22 protein-coding genes are annotated in these 15,658 nt (G+C 69.5%); 7 read left to right on the forward strand and 15 right to left on the reverse strand.

Features of this window, described 5'->3' with window-relative positions; genetic code table 11:
- Nucleotides 1–12 precede the first annotated feature (12 nt).
- Nucleotides 13–507 carry a DUF2231 domain-containing protein gene (locus ACFOWZ_RS36120; RefSeq protein ID WP_382378425.1) on the forward strand — a complete coding sequence of 165 codons (495 nt, stop codon included), beginning with the start codon at nucleotides 13–15 and terminating at the stop codon, nucleotides 505–507.
- Here ACFOWZ_RS36120 and ACFOWZ_RS36125 read toward each other — a convergent pair.
- Genes ACFOWZ_RS36125 through ACFOWZ_RS36140 form a run of 4 tightly spaced genes read right to left on the reverse strand, consistent with a single transcriptional unit; the run spans nucleotide 465 to nucleotide 3,019 of the window.
- Nucleotides 465–881 (reverse strand): OsmC family protein, encoded by a 417-nt coding sequence (locus ACFOWZ_RS36125; protein ID WP_382378426.1) that lies wholly within the window; start codon nucleotides 879–881, stop codon nucleotides 465–467. The genes ACFOWZ_RS36120 and ACFOWZ_RS36125 overlap by 43 nt on opposite strands.
- Complete coding sequence (locus ACFOWZ_RS36130; protein ID WP_382378427.1) at nucleotides 878–1,645, reverse strand: MBL fold metallo-hydrolase; 768 nt, start codon at nucleotides 1,643–1,645, stop codon at nucleotides 878–880. Before ACFOWZ_RS36130 ends, ACFOWZ_RS36125 begins: the two co-directional genes overlap by 4 nt.
- Nucleotide 1,646: 1 nt before the next feature.
- Nucleotides 1,647–2,396, reverse strand: a complete 750-nt coding sequence (gene murI, locus ACFOWZ_RS36135) for a glutamate racemase (protein ID WP_382378536.1) — start codon at nucleotides 2,394–2,396, stop codon at nucleotides 1,647–1,649.
- 11 nt (nucleotides 2,397–2,407) lie between these two features.
- Nucleotides 2,408–3,019 (reverse strand): rhomboid family intramembrane serine protease, encoded by a 612-nt coding sequence (locus tag ACFOWZ_RS36140; RefSeq protein ID WP_382378428.1) that lies wholly within the window; start codon nucleotides 3,017–3,019, stop codon nucleotides 2,408–2,410.
- A 32-nt stretch (nucleotides 3,020–3,051) separates the two neighbouring features.
- On the opposite strand from ACFOWZ_RS36140, the gene ACFOWZ_RS36145 reads away from it, so the two are divergent.
- Entirely contained in the window at nucleotides 3,052–3,912 is an 861-nt protein-coding gene (locus ACFOWZ_RS36145; protein ID WP_382378429.1) for an SMP-30/gluconolactonase/LRE family protein, read from the forward strand.
- Between the two features lie 170 nt (nucleotides 3,913–4,082).
- On the opposite strand, the gene ACFOWZ_RS36150 is transcribed toward ACFOWZ_RS36145, so the two are convergent.
- The 7 genes from ACFOWZ_RS36150 to clpS all read right to left on the reverse strand — a co-directional run bounded on the left by ACFOWZ_RS36150 (nucleotide 4,083) and on the right by clpS (nucleotide 7,859).
- A complete protein-coding gene (locus ACFOWZ_RS36150) occupies nucleotides 4,083–5,033 on the reverse strand; it encodes a PLP-dependent cysteine synthase family protein (RefSeq protein WP_030469585.1) in 951 nt (316 codons plus the stop codon).
- 7 nt (nucleotides 5,034–5,040) lie between these two features.
- Nucleotides 5,041–5,313 (reverse strand): MoaD/ThiS family protein, encoded by a 273-nt coding sequence (locus ACFOWZ_RS36155; protein ID WP_030469586.1) that lies wholly within the window; start codon nucleotides 5,311–5,313, stop codon nucleotides 5,041–5,043.
- Nucleotides 5,314–5,340: 27 nt separating this feature from the next.
- The gene (locus tag ACFOWZ_RS36160; protein WP_382378430.1) at nucleotides 5,341–5,751 is read right to left on the reverse strand and encodes a Mov34/MPN/PAD-1 family protein; all 411 of its coding nucleotides are present in this window, start codon (nucleotides 5,749–5,751) and stop codon (nucleotides 5,341–5,343) included.
- 75 nt (nucleotides 5,752–5,826) lie between these two features.
- Nucleotides 5,827–6,078 carry a hypothetical protein gene (locus tag ACFOWZ_RS36165; protein WP_382378431.1) on the reverse strand — a complete coding sequence of 84 codons (252 nt, stop codon included), beginning with the start codon at nucleotides 6,076–6,078 and terminating at the stop codon, nucleotides 5,827–5,829.
- A gap of 19 nt (nucleotides 6,079–6,097) precedes the next feature.
- Nucleotides 6,098–7,009 carry a P1 family peptidase gene (locus ACFOWZ_RS36170; protein ID WP_382378432.1) on the reverse strand — a complete coding sequence of 304 codons (912 nt, stop codon included), beginning with the start codon at nucleotides 7,007–7,009 and terminating at the stop codon, nucleotides 6,098–6,100.
- Nucleotides 7,006–7,563 (reverse strand): DUF2017 domain-containing protein, encoded by a 558-nt coding sequence (locus tag ACFOWZ_RS36175; protein ID WP_030469590.1) that lies wholly within the window; start codon nucleotides 7,561–7,563, stop codon nucleotides 7,006–7,008. The genes ACFOWZ_RS36170 and ACFOWZ_RS36175 overlap by 4 nt, the downstream gene beginning before the upstream one ends.
- A complete protein-coding gene (clpS, locus tag ACFOWZ_RS36180) occupies nucleotides 7,560–7,859 on the reverse strand; it encodes an ATP-dependent Clp protease adapter ClpS (protein WP_030469591.1) in 300 nt (99 codons plus the stop codon). The genes ACFOWZ_RS36175 and clpS overlap by 4 nt, the downstream gene beginning before the upstream one ends.
- Nucleotides 7,860–7,938: 79 nt before the next feature.
- On the opposite strand from clpS, the gene ACFOWZ_RS36185 reads away from it, so the two are divergent.
- Together ACFOWZ_RS36185 and ACFOWZ_RS36190 are read left to right on the forward strand one after the other, a co-directional pair.
- Complete coding sequence (locus ACFOWZ_RS36185) at nucleotides 7,939–9,228, forward strand: nicotinate phosphoribosyltransferase (RefSeq protein ID WP_382378433.1); 1,290 nt, start codon at nucleotides 7,939–7,941, stop codon at nucleotides 9,226–9,228.
- Nucleotides 9,225–9,764, forward strand: coding sequence for an isochorismatase family protein (locus tag ACFOWZ_RS36190; RefSeq protein WP_382378434.1), 540 nt, complete (start codon nucleotides 9,225–9,227; stop codon nucleotides 9,762–9,764). The genes ACFOWZ_RS36185 and ACFOWZ_RS36190 overlap by 4 nt, the downstream gene beginning before the upstream one ends.
- 58 nt (nucleotides 9,765–9,822) lie before the next feature.
- Here the strand turns inward: ACFOWZ_RS36190 and ACFOWZ_RS36195 are convergent, their stop codons facing one another.
- The 4 genes from ACFOWZ_RS36195 to ACFOWZ_RS36210 all read right to left on the reverse strand — a co-directional run bounded on the left by ACFOWZ_RS36195 (nucleotide 9,823) and on the right by ACFOWZ_RS36210 (nucleotide 12,819).
- Nucleotides 9,823–10,479 (reverse strand): hypothetical protein, encoded by a 657-nt coding sequence (locus ACFOWZ_RS36195; protein WP_382378435.1) that lies wholly within the window; start codon nucleotides 10,477–10,479, stop codon nucleotides 9,823–9,825.
- Nucleotides 10,480–10,610: 131 nt separating this feature from the next.
- Complete coding sequence (gene wecB, locus ACFOWZ_RS36200) at nucleotides 10,611–11,783, reverse strand: non-hydrolyzing UDP-N-acetylglucosamine 2-epimerase (protein ID WP_382378436.1); 1,173 nt, start codon at nucleotides 11,781–11,783, stop codon at nucleotides 10,611–10,613.
- Between the two features lie 67 nt (nucleotides 11,784–11,850).
- Entirely contained in the window at nucleotides 11,851–12,042 is a 192-nt protein-coding gene (locus ACFOWZ_RS36205) for an LPXTG cell wall anchor domain-containing protein (protein ID WP_382378437.1), read from the reverse strand.
- A gap of 12 nt (nucleotides 12,043–12,054) precedes the next feature.
- The gene (locus ACFOWZ_RS36210; protein ID WP_382378438.1) at nucleotides 12,055–12,819 is read right to left on the reverse strand and encodes a choice-of-anchor P family protein; all 765 of its coding nucleotides are present in this window, start codon (nucleotides 12,817–12,819) and stop codon (nucleotides 12,055–12,057) included.
- Between the two features lie 295 nt (nucleotides 12,820–13,114).
- Between ACFOWZ_RS36210 and xrtP the strand changes: the two genes are divergently transcribed.
- The 3 genes from xrtP to ACFOWZ_RS36225 all read left to right on the forward strand — a co-directional run.
- The gene (gene xrtP, locus ACFOWZ_RS36215) at nucleotides 13,115–13,633 is read left to right on the forward strand and encodes an exosortase P (protein WP_382378439.1); all 519 of its coding nucleotides are present in this window, start codon (nucleotides 13,115–13,117) and stop codon (nucleotides 13,631–13,633) included.
- Nucleotides 13,634–13,677: 44 nt separating this feature from the next.
- Nucleotides 13,678–15,000 carry a glycosyltransferase gene (locus ACFOWZ_RS36220; protein ID WP_382378537.1) on the forward strand — a complete coding sequence of 441 codons (1,323 nt, stop codon included), beginning with the start codon at nucleotides 13,678–13,680 and terminating at the stop codon, nucleotides 14,998–15,000.
- A gap of 87 nt (nucleotides 15,001–15,087) precedes the next feature.
- Nucleotides 15,088–15,658: biotin transporter BioY (locus ACFOWZ_RS36225; RefSeq protein ID WP_382378440.1), on the forward strand; the 571-nt coding region annotated here is incomplete at its 3' end.

Here is a 15,658-nt window from a genome sequence, read left to right on the forward strand (position 1 = left end):
GTAGGGAGAGACATGCTGACGATCGACGGTATTCCGCTTCACCCGTTGTTCGTGCACGCCGTGGTCGTGCTGTTGCCACTCGCGGCGCTGAGCTCGGTCGCGATCGCGCTGGTACCGAGCTGGCGGCGCAGGTACGCGTGGCCCGTCCTCGGCGTCACCCTCGCCGGTGTCGCCGCGGTCCCGGTGGCCGAACAGGCGGGCGAGGACCTCCAGGCCTCCCTCGAGCAGAGGGTCGGCCCCAACCCGGCCATCCAGGCCCACGCCGCGCTCGGCGACACGTTGCTGCCCCTCGCGCTCGGCTTCGGCGTCGCGGTGATCGCGTTGCTCGTCGCCGGCAGGCTCGCCGACCGTGAACGCGCGGCCGAGGCGCCCACCACGAAGACGTGGCGGGTGATCTCAGTCGTGGTGAGCGTGCTGGTCGTGCTGCTCGCGATCGGCACCACCGTGCAGACGGTCCGCACCGGTCACAGCGGGTCCTCGGCGGTCTGGAGCGGCATCGGCAGCTGAAGGGGCGCCGTCGCCGACTGCTTCAACGTCCGCGTGACCGTGCAGAACTGCTCCACGGCGCGACGGACGACGGTTTCGAGCGCCTCCGGGTCGTCCACGGAGGACAGGTCGTACGAGAGCGTCACCGGGATGGAGATCACCTCGTTGCCGCTCTCGGACTGCACCGCGTCCGCGACGGCCGACAGCTCCTCGCCGCCGGTGCGGCGCAGGATCAGGGTCTCCGACGTCACCACCGCACAGCCCGCCGCTGCCGCCACCAGCAGTTCGACGGGGCTGAACGAGCCCTCCTGGCCCTTGCGGCCGATCCGCACCGTGGCGCCGCGTTCGTTGGAGGCGACGAACTCGTGGTCGCCCACCCGCTCGATCTCGATCATGGCTGCTCCCCCACCTCGTACCGGCCGCCCTGCACGACCAGCTCACACGGCCCGTCGAACACCGATCGGGCCTCCTCCAGCACGTCCTCGCGCGACGTCCACGGCGGCACGTGCGTGATCAGCAACCGTCCTGCCCCCGCCCTCGCCGCGAGCTCACCCGCCTCGCGCCCGGACAGGTGCAGGTCCGGCTGGCGGTCCGGGGCGTGCGTCCAGCTCGCCTCGCTCAGCAGCACGTCGACGCCCGCCGCCAGCGAGTCCAGCGCGGCGCACGGCCCGCTGTCCCCGGTGTAGGCCAGGGTCACGTCACCGTAGGAGATCCGGAACCCGTAAGCCTCGCAAGGATGTGCCACCACGGCGGAGTCCACAGTGAACGGTCCGATCCGGACCGGCGAACCCAGGCGGTGGAACGAGAAGACGTCGCTGAAGTCCAACGACGCCCGCTCGGCCGCGTTCGGCGCGTAGGCGGCGACGAACCGCGAGGGCGCTTCCGCGGGCGCGTAGACCGGCAACGCCCCCGCTGGCGGCGACGGGTGGTACTTCCGCGCCACGTACAGCGAGGACACGTCGACGCAGTGGTCGGGGTGCAGGTGCGACAGCACCAGGGCGTCCATCGAGAACAGCGGGCGCTCCTCCTGGAACCGCGACAGCACACCGTTGCCGAACTCGAGCGCCAGCGTGAAGCCCTCGGCTTCCAGCAGGTAGCCCGACGCGGCCGCGCCCGGTCCAGGAATGCTGCCGGAGCAGCCGAGCACGGTCAGCAGCACGTCATCCCCATTGTTCGAAGGTAGGGAGGAACCGGGCCGCGAGTTTCGCGAACCGCTCGGGCGGACCAGTGCACGTCACCCGGTGGACGGGTGGCTCGGAGGCGAACTCGTCGCGCTCGGTGAGCAGCCGCACGACGTCCTTCACCGTTTCCTCCGCACTCGACACCAGCGTCACGGCTTCGCCCATGACGATCTGGATCACGCCGGTCAGCAACGGGTAGTGCGTGCAGCCCAGGACCACCGTGTCGACCTGGGCGCGCTGCAACGGTTCCAGGTAGGCCTGCGCCAGCCCGAGCACCTGCCGGCCGGACGTGACGCCGCGCTCGACGAAGTCGACGAACCGGGGACACGCCGCCGCCGTCACGGTCACGTCGCGCGCGGCCTGGAACGCGTCCTGGTAGGCGTGGGAGTTGATCGTGCCGACGGTGGCGATCACGCCGACCCTGTTGTTGCGGGTCGTCATCACCGCTCGCCGCACGGCAGGCAGGATCACCTCGACCACCGGCACGTCGTAGCGCTCACGGGCGTCGCGGAAGCACGCGGCGGACGCGGTGTTGCACGCGATCACGAGCATCTTCGCGCCCTCGTCGACCAGCCGGTCGCAGATCTCCAGCGCGTGCTTGCGCGCCTGCGCGATCGGAAGCGGCCCGTAGGGACCGTTCGCCGTGTCGCCGATGTAGTGGATCGACTCGCCGGGCAGCTGGTCCATGATCGCTCGGGCGACCGTCAGGCCACCGACGCCCGAGTCCATGATCCCGATCGTCACGCCGAGAATGTAGCTGGTGTTGTGCTGCGCCGGTTGTCACGAGACACACCCCACGCCGCCAGCACGCCACCGATTGCGCCGAACAGGTGGCCTTCCCACGACACACCCGGCTGACCGGGCAGCACACCCCAGAGCGCGGCGCCGTACACGGCGAACACACCGACCGCGATCACCATCTGCAGCCACGACCGCGCGAAGAGCCCGCGCACGAGCAGGAACGCCAGGAACCCGAACACCAGTCCGGACGCACCGATGTGGCTGCCGGGGCTGCCGAACACCCACACGCCCAACGCACTCGTCAGCCAGATGACCGCGGTGACCTGGAAGAAGTGCTTCAACCCGCCCGAGGTGGCGAGGAAACCGAGCAGCAGCAACGGAACCGCGTTGCCGGTGAGGTGGCTCCAGTCACCGTGGATCAACGGCATCCACAGCAGGTTGTCCCACTCGCCGAAGTCGCGCGGCCGCACGCCGTCGCCTTCCAGGGAACCGCCGGTCGCGACATCGAACGCCTCGACCACGTAGAGGAAGCCGACGAACCCGGCGACGACGAGGAACGACAGCACGGGGTGCGGCGGGATGACTCGTTTCGCCAAGGCGGTGCGGTCCACATCACCAGCGTACGTGCCAATACAGTGATCGGGTGTCGATCGAAGTAGCGGTGCGCGCGTCCGCCCAGCTCGGTGAGGGCCCGACGTGGGACCACGGCAGCTCCACGTTGCTGTGGGTGGACATCCTGGCCTCGGAGGTGCACCGCTACGCCCCCGCGCGGGACGACGACGCCGTGCTCGTGCTCCCCCAGCACGTCGGCGCCGCGAAACCGCGCGCGCAGGGCGGCATCGTCTGCAACCTGCGCGACGGCATCGCGCTGATCGACCGCGACGGCACCAAGAGCTGGCTCGTCTACTGGGCCCGCGAGGGTGTGCGCGGCAACGACGCGGGCGTCGATCCGTCGGGGCGGCTGTGGGCCGGCACGATGCGCTACGACCAGGCCGCCGACGAGGGCTGGCTCGCCAGGATCACCGGCGAGGGCACCGCGAAGGTCATGGTCGACAAGGTGAACACGAGCAACGGCGTCGGCTGGAGCCCCGACGGGAAGCTCATGTACTACGTCGACACCCCGACCCGGCGGATCGACGTCTTCGACTTCGACAACGCCGCCGGCACCGTCTCGAACCGCCGCCCGCTCACCCACGTCGGCCACACCGAGGGCTGGCCGGACGGCCTCACCGTGGATGCCGACGGGTGCGTGTGGGTCGCGCTGTGGGGTGGGCACGCGGTGCGGCGCTACACACCGCAGGGCGAGCTGGACCGCGAGATCGCGGTGCCGGTGGACAACCCCACCGCCTGCTGCTTCGGCGGAGCCGACTTCACCGACCTCTACGTCACGTCCGCCCGCGTCGGGTTGCCGGACCAGGCGTTGATGGACCGCCAGCTGAACGGGTCGGTGCTGGTGCTGCCGGGCATCGGCCAGGGCGTTCCGGGCGTCGCGTTCAACGGCTAAGGCAACCAGTCGCGCTCATCAGACGTGCATCACACGTGCATCACCATGTGGTTTATACGGATGTGCGCCGACCGGCCGGTGAACTACAAAAGAGCAGTACACCGGCCCGCACTAGCATCTCTGGGGGGATGCGATGAAGGACGACCACGCCTGGAAGGGCGCCTGACCGATCACGCCCAGAGGTGGCCGTCGAGTCTGGCGGCCGCCTCGTCCAGCGTTCCGGCGTAGGCGCCGGTGGACAGGTACTTCCACCCCGCGTCCGCCACCACGAAGACGATGTCCGCGGCCTTGCCCGCCACCTCGGCCTTCTGCGCCACGGCCAGCGCCGCGTGCAGGATCGCGCCCGTCGAGATGCCGGCGAAGATGCCCTCGGTCTCCAGCAGCTGCCGCGTGCGGCGCAACGCGTCGTAGGAGCCGACCGAGTACCGCCCGGTCAGCACCGACTCGTCGTACAGCTCCGGCACGAAGCCCTCGTCGAGGTTGCGCAGGCCGTAGACCAGCTCGCCGTACCGCGGTTCGGCGGCGATGATCTGCACGTCCGGCTTGGCCTCGCGCAGGAACCGCCCGACGCCGACCAGCGTGCCCGTCGTGCCCAGACCGGCCACGAAGTGCGTGATCTCCGGCAGGTCCTTGAGGATCTCCGGACCCGTGCCGCGGAAGTGCGCGTCCGCGTTCGCCGGGTTTCCGTACTGGTAGAGCATGATCCAGTCCGGGTTCTGCTTGGCGAGCTCCTTGGCCGTGGCGACGGCCTGGTTCGACCCGCCCGCGGCGGGCGAGAACACGATGCGCGCGCCGTAGGCCTGCAGCAGCTGACGGCGTTCGGTCGAGGTGTTCTCCGGCATCACGCACACCAGGCCGTAGCCCTTGAGCTTCGCGGCCATGGCGAGCGAGATGCCGGTGTTGCCGGACGTCGGCTCCAGGATCGTCGCACCGGGACGCAGCACGCCGTCCCGCTCCGCCGCCTCGATCATGGCCAGCGCGGGCCGGTCCTTGATCGAGCCGGTCGGGTTGCGGTCCTCGAGCTTCGCCCAGATGCGCACGTTCTCGGACGGCGACAGGCGCGGCAGGCCCACCAACGGCGTCCCGCCGAGCGCGTCCAGGAGCGAGTCGTAGCGGGCCATTTGTGGATCAGCCGCCCGCGACGGCCGGGAGGATGGTGACGTTGTCCCCGTCCTTCACCGCGGCCTCGAGGCCACCGGCGAAGCGCACGTCCTCGTCGTTGACGTAGACGTTGACGAAGCGGTGCAGCGCACCCTCCTTGACCAGGCGGGCCTTGAGGCCACCGTGGTTGTTCTCCAGGTCGTCGATGACCTCGGCGAGCGTCGTACCGGCAGCGGACACCGACTTCTCGCCCCCGGTGTGGGTGCGCAGGATGGTCGGGATCGACACGGTGACGGCCATGATGGTTCTACCTCCGGGGAATGTGGCTCAGGACTCGATGATCTTGACCGGTTCCTCGGTCACGACACCGTCGACGATGCGGTACGACCGCACCTCGTGCTCGATCGGGTCACGCGTGGAGACCAGGACGTAGTGCGCCTCCGGCTCGCCGGCGAACGAGATGTCGGTGCGGGACGGGTACGCCTCGGTCGCGGTGTGCGAGTGGTAGATGACCACCGGCACCTCGTCGTTCGCGTCCATCTCGCGCCACACCCGCAGCTGTTCGGCGGCGTCGAACCGGTAGAACGTCGGCGACCGCTCCGCGTTCTCCATCTCGATGAAGCGCTCAGGCCGATCAGACCCGTACGGCCCTGCGATCACCCCGCACGCCTCGTCGGGATGGTCGCGGCGCGCGTGGGCCACCATCGCGTCCACCAGGTCACGGCGAATCACCAGCACGCGTTCAATCCTACGGGCTGGCGGGAGTTGTCTCGGTATGCGAGATATTGCACTACACAGGGGGTCTGACCTGCGTCATCGGCACCGCAGCGCCTTGACGAGGCACCAGGTCGCCGCCGCGAGCGCCCCGAGCCGGAACACACCGCCACGCCGTTCCTGCTCGGAGAGCGTGGCCCACTCGGCGAGCTCGACCGCCGTGGCGGCCGTGGTGGCGCCGATGGCCACGCGGAGCAGCGCTGTGTTGCGGCCGTGCAGCGGATGACGGCGGACGGGCGGCGGCACGAGCTCGGACACGACCCCGGCGGCCTGGTCGATCACATCGGTCATGCCAGGTGGGTTACCCACCTCAGAGGTCGCGGAACGCCTTGACCTCACCGAGCGTCGTCGCCTCCCGCGCACCGGACACCACGGCGTCCGCGAACATCTCCGCAGCCGCCGCGCACAGGGCGTCGAGGGCGAACGGGCGCGGCTCCGCGAGCGGCACGGCACCCGTGGCCAGCGCGAACACCGTGTCGCCGTCGAACATCGAATGCGCCGGTCGCACGGCTCGGGCCAGGCCGTCCTGCGCCGCCATCGCGAGCCGCTGACACTCCGCTTTGGACAGATCCGCGTCCACCGCGACGACGCCGATCGTCGTGTTGAGGCCCTGCGGCTTGTGCTCGGGCAGCACGACCGGCGTGGTGCCGAGCGACGGCAGCCACGGCAGGCCCGTTGCCCTGTCGACGACTTCACCGGCCGCGTTCACCACCGCCAGCGCGCCGACGTGGTGCTCGCCGACCTTCGTGGCCGCCGTGCCGACGCCGCCCTTCAACGACCCGACGCGCGCACCGGCACCCGCGCCGACGCAGCCGAGAGCGAACTCCGCGGAGGCGTTCGAGCAGGCCTCGTAGCCGAACGACGCGTCCGGCCGGTTGCCCCACTCCGACATCGGCAGGTCGAAGATCACCGCACCCGGCACGATCGGCACGACGTGGTGCGGCTGAGAGCCCACCTGGAAGCCGATCGACCGTTCCGAGAGCCACCGCATGACGCCGTCCGCCGCCGCGAGCCCGTACGCCGAGCCGCCGGACAGGCAGATCGCGTGCACCTGCTGGACCAGGTTCGCCGGGTCCAGCAGGTCGGTCTCACGGGTGCCCGGCGCGCCACCGCGCCCGTCGACGGCACCGACCGCGCCCTCGGGCACGAGCACCACGGTGGTGCCGGTGGCCCAGCCCGGTTCGACGCGGTGGTGGTGGCCGACGAGAACGCCGGGAATCACGGCATCATCGCCTCGACCAGGGTGTCCTGCACCCAGGTCAGCCAGTGGTAGACGCCGAGGTGCGGCGATCTCGGGTCTTCCGGGGGCAGCTCCTCCGGCATGTCCTCGGTGACGTCGAGCGCGGTTCCCAGCGCCAGGCGCACGTCGTTCAGCGACGCGAGCCAGGCCTCCGCCTCACCGATCGACAGCCGGATCTCGCCGCCGTCGGGCGAGCACGTCTGGAGCACGACCTCGGCCGCGCCCGTCTTGTGGTCCAGCAGCTCCGGCTCGTGCAGCGACCGCAACGCCGCCGCCGAGTTGACCTCGTCGGGGTCCGGCGCGTCGTCGTCCAGGCGGTGGAAGTCGGGCAGCAGCCGGCCGAGGATCGGGTCGTCGGGTGCCTCCGACGAGCCCGTTCTGATGCCGGTGAGCTCCGCGAGCTCGTCCTGCGGCGCTTCTTCGGCGCGGGCCAGCAGCATGTCCTGGATCTGGCTGACCAGACCGCGCACGACCGCGGCCTCCTGCCGGTCCAGCCGCCCGATGACGACGTCGCCGTCGCGGATCCACCGCTTCACGAGGCCCGCTGCATGGTCGCCCAGAGGCCTGCCGCGTGGAGCTTCGCCACGTCGGCCTCCACCTTGTCCTTGGTGCCCGAGGTCACGATCGCCTTGCCCTTGTGGTGCACGTCGAGCATCAGCTTGGTCGCCTTGTCCCTGCTGAAGCCGAACAACTTCTGGAACACGTACGTCACGTAAGACATGAGGTTGACCGGGTCGTTCCAGACCACGGTCTGCCACGGTCGGTCCTCGGCGGCGATCTCCGCGCCGACGGCCTCCGGCTGCGTCCGTTCCTGTTCGACGGGCGTGGTCATACCGCCAATGGTGTCATGTTCGCCGCAGTGGCGGAGACCGCATGCGGCTAAACCGGAGGCGACCTTAGGGTTGGCGACCATGAACTCGACGGCGTTGCTGACCGACCACTACGAGCTGACCATGCTCGCGGCCGCGCTGCGTGACGGGACCGGTGACCGTCCGTGCGTGTTCGAGGTCTTCGCCCGCAGGCTGCCCGACGGTCGTCGCTACGGCGTCGTCGCGGGGGTGAACAGGCTGCTCGATGCGATCGGGGACTTCCGCTTCGGCGAGGAGGAGATCGACCAGCTGCGCCGCAACGCGGTGGTCGACGATTCGACTTTGGAATGGCTCGCGAACTACCGGTTCTCCGGTGAGATCGACGGCTACCCCGAGGGCGAGCTCTACTTCCCCGGCTCACCCGTGCTGACGGTCAGGTCCTCCTTCGCCGAGGGCGTGGTGCTGGAGACGCTCGCGCTCTCGATCCTCAACCACGACAGCGCGATCGCGTCCGCCGCCGCCCGCATGGTCACCGCCGCGAACGGCCGCCGCATGATCGAGATGGGCTCGCGCCGCACGCACGAGGAAGCCGCCGTGGCGTGCGCCCGCGCGGCGTACCTGGCTGGCTTCACCGCGACGTCGAACCTCGAAGCAGGGCGCCGCCACGGCATTCCGACGGCCGGCACGTGCGCGCACGCGTTCACGTTGCTGCACGACTCCGAAGAAGAAGCGTTCCGCAGCCAGGTCGAGGCACTGGGCGTCGGCACGACGTTGCTGGTCGACACCTACGACATCACCGAGGGCATCAAGACCGCCGTCGCGGTGGCGGGGCCGGACCTCGGTGCGATCCGGATCGACTCCGGCGACCTCGGCGTCATGGCCAGGCAGGCACGCGACCAGCTCGACTCGCTGGGCGCCCGCAACACCCGGATCGTCGTGTCCAGCGACCTCGACGAGTACGCGATCGCCGCACTGCGCGCCGAACCCGTGGACGCGTACGGCGTCGGCACGTCCGTCGTGACCGGTTCCGGCGCGCCGACCGCGGGCATGGTCTACAAGCTGGTCGAGGTCGACGGCAGGCACGTCGAGAAGCGCAGCTCGTCCAAGCAGTCGCGCGGCGGCTGGAAGAAGGCGTTGCGGCGCCACAAGGACACCGGCACGGCGCTGGAGGAGGTCGTGTTCCAGGCCTCGTCCGAGCCGGAGCTCGGCCGCTACGACAAGCTCGTCCAGATCCCGCTGATGCGCGCTGGACAGATCACCGACGGGGTACCCACGCTGGAGCAGAGCCGCGAACGTCTGCGCGCGGCCCTGGTGAGCGTGCCGTGGGAAGGCCTCAAGCTCTCGCGCGGCGAGCCCGCGATCCCGACGGTCTACCTGGAGGAGACCCGATGACCAAGGCGTTGATCGTCGTCGACGTGCAGAACGACTTCTGCGAAGGCGGCTCTCTGGCCGTGGCCGGTGGTGCGGCCGTGGCCGCGGCCATCTCGCAGCACATCGCTTCCTCGTCGTACGACCACGTCGTCGCGACGCGCGACTACCACGTGGATCCCGGCCCGCACTTCTCCGAGACGCCGGACTTCATCGACACGTGGCCGGTGCACTGCGTGGCCGGCACGCCCGGTGCGTCGTTCCACCCGGAGCTCGACGTGTCCGCCGTCGAGCAGGTGTTCTCGAAGGGCAGGTTCGCCGCCGCGTACTCGGGTTTCGAGGCGGAGAACGACCTCGCGGGGTGGCTGACGGACAAGGGCGTGACCGATGTGGACGTCGTCGGCATCGCGACGGACCACTGCGTGCGCGCGACGGCCCTGGACGCGCAACGGAACGGCTTCCGCACGACGGTGCTCGTCGGGCTGACGGCGGCGGTCGCCCCGACGACCCGCGACGCCGCCGTCGACGAACTACAAGCCGCAGGCGTAACCGTCTCCTGAGCGATGAACGGCGCATTTGTCCACGTGAGGTGGACGAATGCGCCGTTCATCAAGTCACCTAGGGCGTGGGTGAGCAGGCCACCGATCCGACGGTGACGCTGCCCGTGTAGCCGGACGGCGGCTCGAACGTGATCTTCAGCAGAGTCATGCTGATGCTGCCGTCGTTCGGCACCGGGAACACGGTGTCGGTGAACTTCGCCTTGGCGAGCACGGTTCCGTTGCTCGCCTTGACGTCGTGCACGTAGCCGGACGGGATCTGCTGCGGCAGCCCGGTCCAGCCGGACATGCCCTTGAGCTCCCAGCCCGCCTGCGTGCCCTTCTCGTCGGCGCTGCAGGTGATCGTCCACTCGGCGATCTTGAGTCGCGGCCCCTTGGCAGCGACGAGCGCGGACAGCTCGAACGCCTTTCCGGTGGCCACCGACTTCGTCTTGGTGAGGAGCTCGTCCGGGTTCACGACCTCGGTCGTGCACGTGGACGACGTCTCGCCGATCTTGAGCCCGTTCCTGGTCACGGCGGGGCTGGCTCCGGTGACGGTGCCCGCCTGGTCCGGGTTGACGTTGCACACGGCGAGCGGTTCCACCTTGTACGTCTGGTCCGCCTTGGCGAAGTCGGCCGAACCGGAAGACGCCGTGCCGGGTGGGTTGCCGGCGTGCGCGGGTGCCGCCGTCGCCAACGTCAACGCGACCACCGCCCCCGCGACCACACTCTTTCGCACTGTTTCCCCTATGGCTCGAATTACCACCGCCCGATAATGGTTGTGCTGGGTGGTTCGGATGACAGTTCGGCACCCCATGTCACCCGTTCGTGAAATAGCGACTACACGACCGAGTGACAGGCGAACTGTCGTCAGCGAACACCTGCCAGCGTGGCGAACGGCTCCCGGCGCGGTAACGCGGTCGGCAGGCCCGCCAACCTCTCCAGGGCGGAGCACACCCGCACCGCGGCACGCCCGTCGCCGAACGGGTTGCGCCCCAACGGGAGCCGCAACCGGGAGCCGAGCACCCACCCCGCCTCGGCGAGGATGCGGGTGGTGTCGGTGCCGACGAGCCAGGCGCACCCGGCGTCGACGGCGAGCATGCGTTCGGTCGTCTCCCGCAGCACCAGCACCGGCACGCCGAACGTGGGCGCCTCCTCCTGGATGCCGCCGGAGTCCGTCAGGACCAGGGCGGCGCGCCGCAGCACGCGCACCAGGTCCGGGTAGCCGAGCGGGTCGGTGATGACCACGCGTTCGTGGCCGCCCAGCAGGGACACGACCTGTTCGCGCACACCGGGGTTCGGGTGCGCAGGGATCAGCACGTGCACGTCGGGGTGGCGGTCGGCGATGGCGCGCACTGCGTTGAGCACGCGCATGAGCGGGCGGCCCCACGACTCGCGGCGGTGCACGGTGACGAGCACGAGCCTGCCACCGGTGGCGTCCAGGGTGCGCTCCAGGGCGACGACGTCGGCGCTGGACGCGGGCAGGTCGGCGGACGCGACGCGCTGCACGGCGTCCACGACGGTGTTGCCGGTGACGACGATGTGGCTGTCCGGCAAGGATTCCGTGTTCAGCGCGTTGGCGGCGTCGTCGGTCGGCGCGAGGTGCAGCGAGGTGATGCGGGAGATCATCTGCCGGTTCCCCTCCTCGGGGAACGGGCCGTACAGGTCGCCGGTCCGCAGACCGGCTTCGAGGTGCGCCACGGGGATTCCGCGCCAGAACGAGGCGAGCGCCGCGGCCAGTGCCGTGGTGGTGTCGCCCTGCACGAGGGTGACCGCGGGGTCGCGGTCGGCCAGCACGGCGTCGAACTCGGGCAGCAGGCGGGAGACCAGCTCGGACTGCGTGCCGGTGTGGCGGGGGACGTCCAGCCGCACGTCGGGGACCAGGTCGAACGCGTCCAGCGCCTGCTCGACCAGGCCCGAGTGCTGTCCGCCGTGGACGATCGTCGGGCGAAGACCGGGATGGCCCCTCAGCGCGATGGCGACCGGGGCGATCTTCACGGCTTCGGGCCGCGTGCCGGCCACCAGCAGAACTTCTTTGCTCACCGTTGTCCTCTTCTCGGGGAGACCGGGTGGTCCGCCTGGGGGCGGGGGCAACCCCAGGCGGACCGTGTCAGCCGGCTCGGTTCGGCCTGGCCTTCGCGGTGGCGGTGGCGCGCTTGCGGCGCGTGCTGTGCATCAGGAACGCACCAGCGAGCAGGAGAACGACTCCCGCGACGATCCACCACGTCACGTTCGCGCCGGTGACCGCGAGGGCGCCGACACCCGTGCCGACACCGATGCCGGTACCGGGGACCTTGTACATCTGCCGCTCCTCTTAAGCCGCGGGCAACGACGCGCGGCGGCGCAGCGCCACGAAGGCGACCGGAGCGGCGACGACACCGAGCAGGCCGAGGCCGATCCACAGGCCCGCACCCGACGCCATCGGGATGGGCAGGCCGGCGGGGCCGCACGTGGCGGACGAGATGATCACGTCACCGGTGCCGATGGAGCCGAGCACGCCCTGCAGCAGCTTGATGTGGATCGCGTTGACCGTCAGGCTGCCGTCTTCGTTCTTGTACTGCTCGTTGAAGATGACCTCGGCGATCTTGATGCCCGCCAGTTCCACGTCGAGAACCGTGTTGGGCGCCGGGTCGGCGTTCACCTGGCCGAGCTTGCCGAGGTTGACGCCCGCGAGCTTGGACTTGCCGGTCAGACCCTTCTGGGTCGCCGTGCACTCCGCCTCCACCAGTTCGGCGGAGATCTTCCCGGTGACCTTGGAGAGCAGGTCGATCCGGACGTCCGCGGTGCTCGCCCGCGAGTGCACGCCGCCGGACTTGTCGTCCCGCGACGCGGAGGCGTTGATGACACCGGTCTTCAGGATTCCGGTGAGATCGACGCCGGCGAACGTGTTCTGCGTCGGCCCGTTCGCGTTGGCGGCGGCGAACGGTTCCGCGTTGACAGCGGGGTTGCCGAGCAGCGTCACGTTGAGCCTCGCACCGTAGGCCGAGGCGTCCCCCGGAGCGGCCGAAGCAGGTGCGGCACCGACCAGGAGTGCGGCAATCGCGATGACTCCAGCCAGTCCCGTCATTCGGACACGCATGAAACTCCTTCCCTTGGTTCCTCCGGCCCCAGGGCGCGCCGATACCAAGGTGGTTTCACGCTTTCCGGGGGCAATTACCGGCATCGGCTTTCTTTCGAGGGAACTGAGGGTTACTCCCCGTATCGGGCGACACGACCACTCGACTCGCCCAATCGGCGCCACTCATCGTGGAACTTCTGATCAATTTCCGGTCACGGCGTCACTCGATCCGGGGATGAGGGCTGACGTTGCGTCGACCGATGGAACGTCAGGTAGCCCGTCTGGGCGCTCCCTCATCGGTGGAAAGGATCCTCGGGTGACGCTTGCCGTGCGCCGCACCGCATTCCCGAGCCGGGTGACGGTGGTCGTCCTGCTCGCTCTCGCCGCCGGACTCGTGTTCGCGCACCGCCTGTACCGCACGGCGGAGATCTCGCTGTCCGGAGCGGTCCTGAGCGTCATCAGCTCCTACGGCGTGGCCGTGGTTCCCGAGCGCCAGACCGTCTACTTCGGACTGGGCTCCGACACCCCACTGGGTCTGCGCATGACGCCGGAGTGCACCTCGGCGTTCCTCGTGTTGCCGCTGATCGTGGTGGGCGCGGTGATGATCGCGCTGCGCCCGCGCATCCAGTCGCGCGTGCTGGTCGCGCTGGCGTTCGCGGGGTCGGCGGTCGTGATCGTGAACCAGTTCCGCGTGCTCACGCTCGTCGGGCTGGTGCGGTGGCTGGGCGTCGACACCGGTTACTACTGGGGTCACACGCTGCTCGGGTCGATGGTGAGCGTGTTCGGTGGCGCGGCGGCGTTGGTCGCGTTCGTCTGGCTGGCCACGCGGAAGTGAGCCTCGACCTCGTTCTCGGGTTCACGCAGGCGCTCGCTCTGACGATGAGCGTCGCCTTCGTGACGTACGTGTTCGTGATCGTGGTGCCGTACCTGCGGCGCAAACCCGCGCCCGTCGGCGTACCGGAGTCGTTGGAGTGGCACTTCTTCGTGCCGTGCCGCGACGAGGAAGCCGTCATCGGCGCCACGATCCGTTATCTGCGCGAGACGTTCCCCATCGCGCACGTGTGGGTCATCGACGACGACTCCGACGACGGCACTGCGGGCGTCGTACGGACGTTGAAGCGCAACGGCGGTGTTCGAGACACGCACATCCACCTCGTGCAGCGCCAACGGCCCTATGCCCGTACCGGCAAGGGCAACGCACTGAACGACGCCTACCGCACGTTGAAGCTGTGGATGGGCCGACGTGCGGACACGGACCGTGCGATCATCGTGGTGGTGGACGCCGACGGCCGGCCTGCTGCGAACTGTCTCGAAGTCTGTGCGGCGTCTCATCTCTTCGGCAACCCGCGCATCGGCGCCGTGCAGGTCGACGTGCGGATGATCAACGCGGGTCAGCGTCAACCCGGTGTCTCGTTGTGGCGGCGGACTTTCGGCGCCGCCCTGGTGCGGATGCAGGACCTGGAGTTCCGCACGGCCATCGCCGCGATCCAGCTGTCGCGCGGCGCGACCGGCACGATCTCCATGGGCGGCAACGGGCAGTTCACGCGTCTGTCCGCTTTGGACTCGATCGCCGGGCCGACGGGCAGCCCGTGGCGCGGTTCGCTGCTGGAGGACTTCGAGCTCGGCGTGCACCTGCTGACAGCGGGCTGGCACACCGGTTTCTCGTTGGACACGCACGTGAACCAGGAGGCCTTGTACTCGTTGCGGCGCTTCTTGGCGCAACGAACCCGTTGGGGCCAGGGAACCATGCAGTGCATGCGGTACCTGAGGCGCATCTGGGACTCCGAGCACCTGACGACTCTTGGCGCCGCCGAGATGATGTACTACCTCGCGCAACCGTGGATGCAGTTGCTCGGCACGGTGATCTACCCGATCCCCATGGCGCTCATGGCTTACCGGTTCGTGGTGTCGCCATCCGAAGTCGTGACGTGGTTCTTCGACGGTGCGTGGATCCTCTTCACCGTGTACGGCGCGTTCGGTCTGTTGCCGTTCGTCCTGTGGGGACCGGTGTACCGCGCGCGTTGCGTGCCCGTCGGCTTCTGGAAGTCCATCGGGTACGGACTCGGTTACGCGTTGTACATCTACACCTTCTACATCACGTCGTGGCGCGCGCTGATCCGCTTGGTGCGCGGCAACAACGGCTGGACCAAGACCCGGCGCAACGAGGAGCGGGCCGTGGGCAAGGTCGCGCTCGATGTGTAACCGGTCACTTTGTAGAGATCGAACAAAGACGTTCTCGAGTTTCCCTGGTTAACCTCAGGTCCTCTCGATTTCCGCCTGGGAGGAACCGTGACACTCGCACTAGCGCCTCGTCGCACCGTGCTCGCCGACTTCGTGCCCGGCGCACTGGTCCGCGACCTGACCCTGGTCGTCGCCGGCGCGGCCCTCACCGGCCTGGCCGCGCAGGTGGCCGTGCCGATCCCCGGCAGCCCGGTTCCGCTGACGGGCCAGACGTTCGCGGCGTTGCTCGTCGGCGCTTCCCTGGGCTGGCAGCGCGGCGCCACGTCGATGCTGCTGTACCTGATCGCGGGAGTCGCGGGCGTGCCGTGGTTCCAGGGCGGCTCGTCCGGCGTCCCGGTCTCGCTCGGCTACGTGGTGGGCTTCGTGTTCGCGGGCGCCCTGGTCGGCTTCCTCGCGGGCCGCGGCGGCGACCGCACGCCTCTTCGCGTGGTGGGCACCATGGCGTTGGGCAACCTGGCCATCTACGCGGTCGGCGTGCCGTGGCTGATGGCGATGACCGGCATGGGCTTCGCGAAGGCGTTGAGCGTCGGCGTGCTGCCGTTCCTGATCGGTGACGCGCTGAAGATCGCCCTGGCGGCCGGCGTACTGCCCGCCGCCTGGGCTCTCGTCCGCCGCCGGT

Origin of the sequence: Lentzea rhizosphaerae (assembly GCF_042649515.1) — a bacterium.
Classification (GTDB): Bacteria; Actinomycetota; Actinomycetes; order Mycobacteriales; family Pseudonocardiaceae; genus Lentzea; species Lentzea aerocolonigenes.

Bases quoted from the DNA above. Each gene is read 5' to 3' on its own strand.
- ACFOWZ_RS36120 (WP_382378425.1), top strand. From the start codon at position 13: ATGCTGACGATCGACGGTATTCCGCTTCACCCGTTGTTCGTGCACGCC.
- ACFOWZ_RS36125 (WP_382378426.1), bottom strand. From the start codon at position 881: ATGATCGAGATCGAGCGGGTGGGCGACCACGAGTTCGTCGCCTCCAAC.
- murI (WP_382378536.1), bottom strand. From the start codon at position 2,396: ATGGACTCGGGCGTCGGTGGCCTGACGGTCGCCCGAGCGATCATGGAC.
- ACFOWZ_RS36150 (WP_030469585.1), bottom strand. From the start codon at position 5,033: ATGGCCCGCTACGACTCGCTCCTGGACGCGCTCGGCGGGACGCCGTTG.
- ACFOWZ_RS36155 (WP_030469586.1), bottom strand. From the start codon at position 5,313: ATGGCCGTCACCGTGTCGATCCCGACCATCCTGCGCACCCACACCGGG.
- ACFOWZ_RS36165 (WP_382378431.1), bottom strand. From the start codon at position 6,078: ATGACCGATGTGATCGACCAGGCCGCCGGGGTCGTGTCCGAGCTCGTG.
- clpS (WP_030469591.1), bottom strand. From the start codon at position 7,859: ATGACCACGCCCGTCGAACAGGAACGGACGCAGCCGGAGGCCGTCGGC.
- ACFOWZ_RS36185 (WP_382378433.1), top strand. From the start codon at position 7,939: ATGAACTCGACGGCGTTGCTGACCGACCACTACGAGCTGACCATGCTC.
- ACFOWZ_RS36190 (WP_382378434.1), top strand. From the start codon at position 9,225: ATGACCAAGGCGTTGATCGTCGTCGACGTGCAGAACGACTTCTGCGAA.
- ACFOWZ_RS36205 (WP_382378437.1), bottom strand. From the start codon at position 12,042: ATGTACAAGGTCCCCGGTACCGGCATCGGTGTCGGCACGGGTGTCGGC.
- ACFOWZ_RS36210 (WP_382378438.1), bottom strand. From the start codon at position 12,819: ATGCGTGTCCGAATGACGGGACTGGCTGGAGTCATCGCGATTGCCGCA.
- ACFOWZ_RS36220 (WP_382378537.1), top strand. From the start codon at position 13,678: ATGAGCGTCGCCTTCGTGACGTACGTGTTCGTGATCGTGGTGCCGTAC.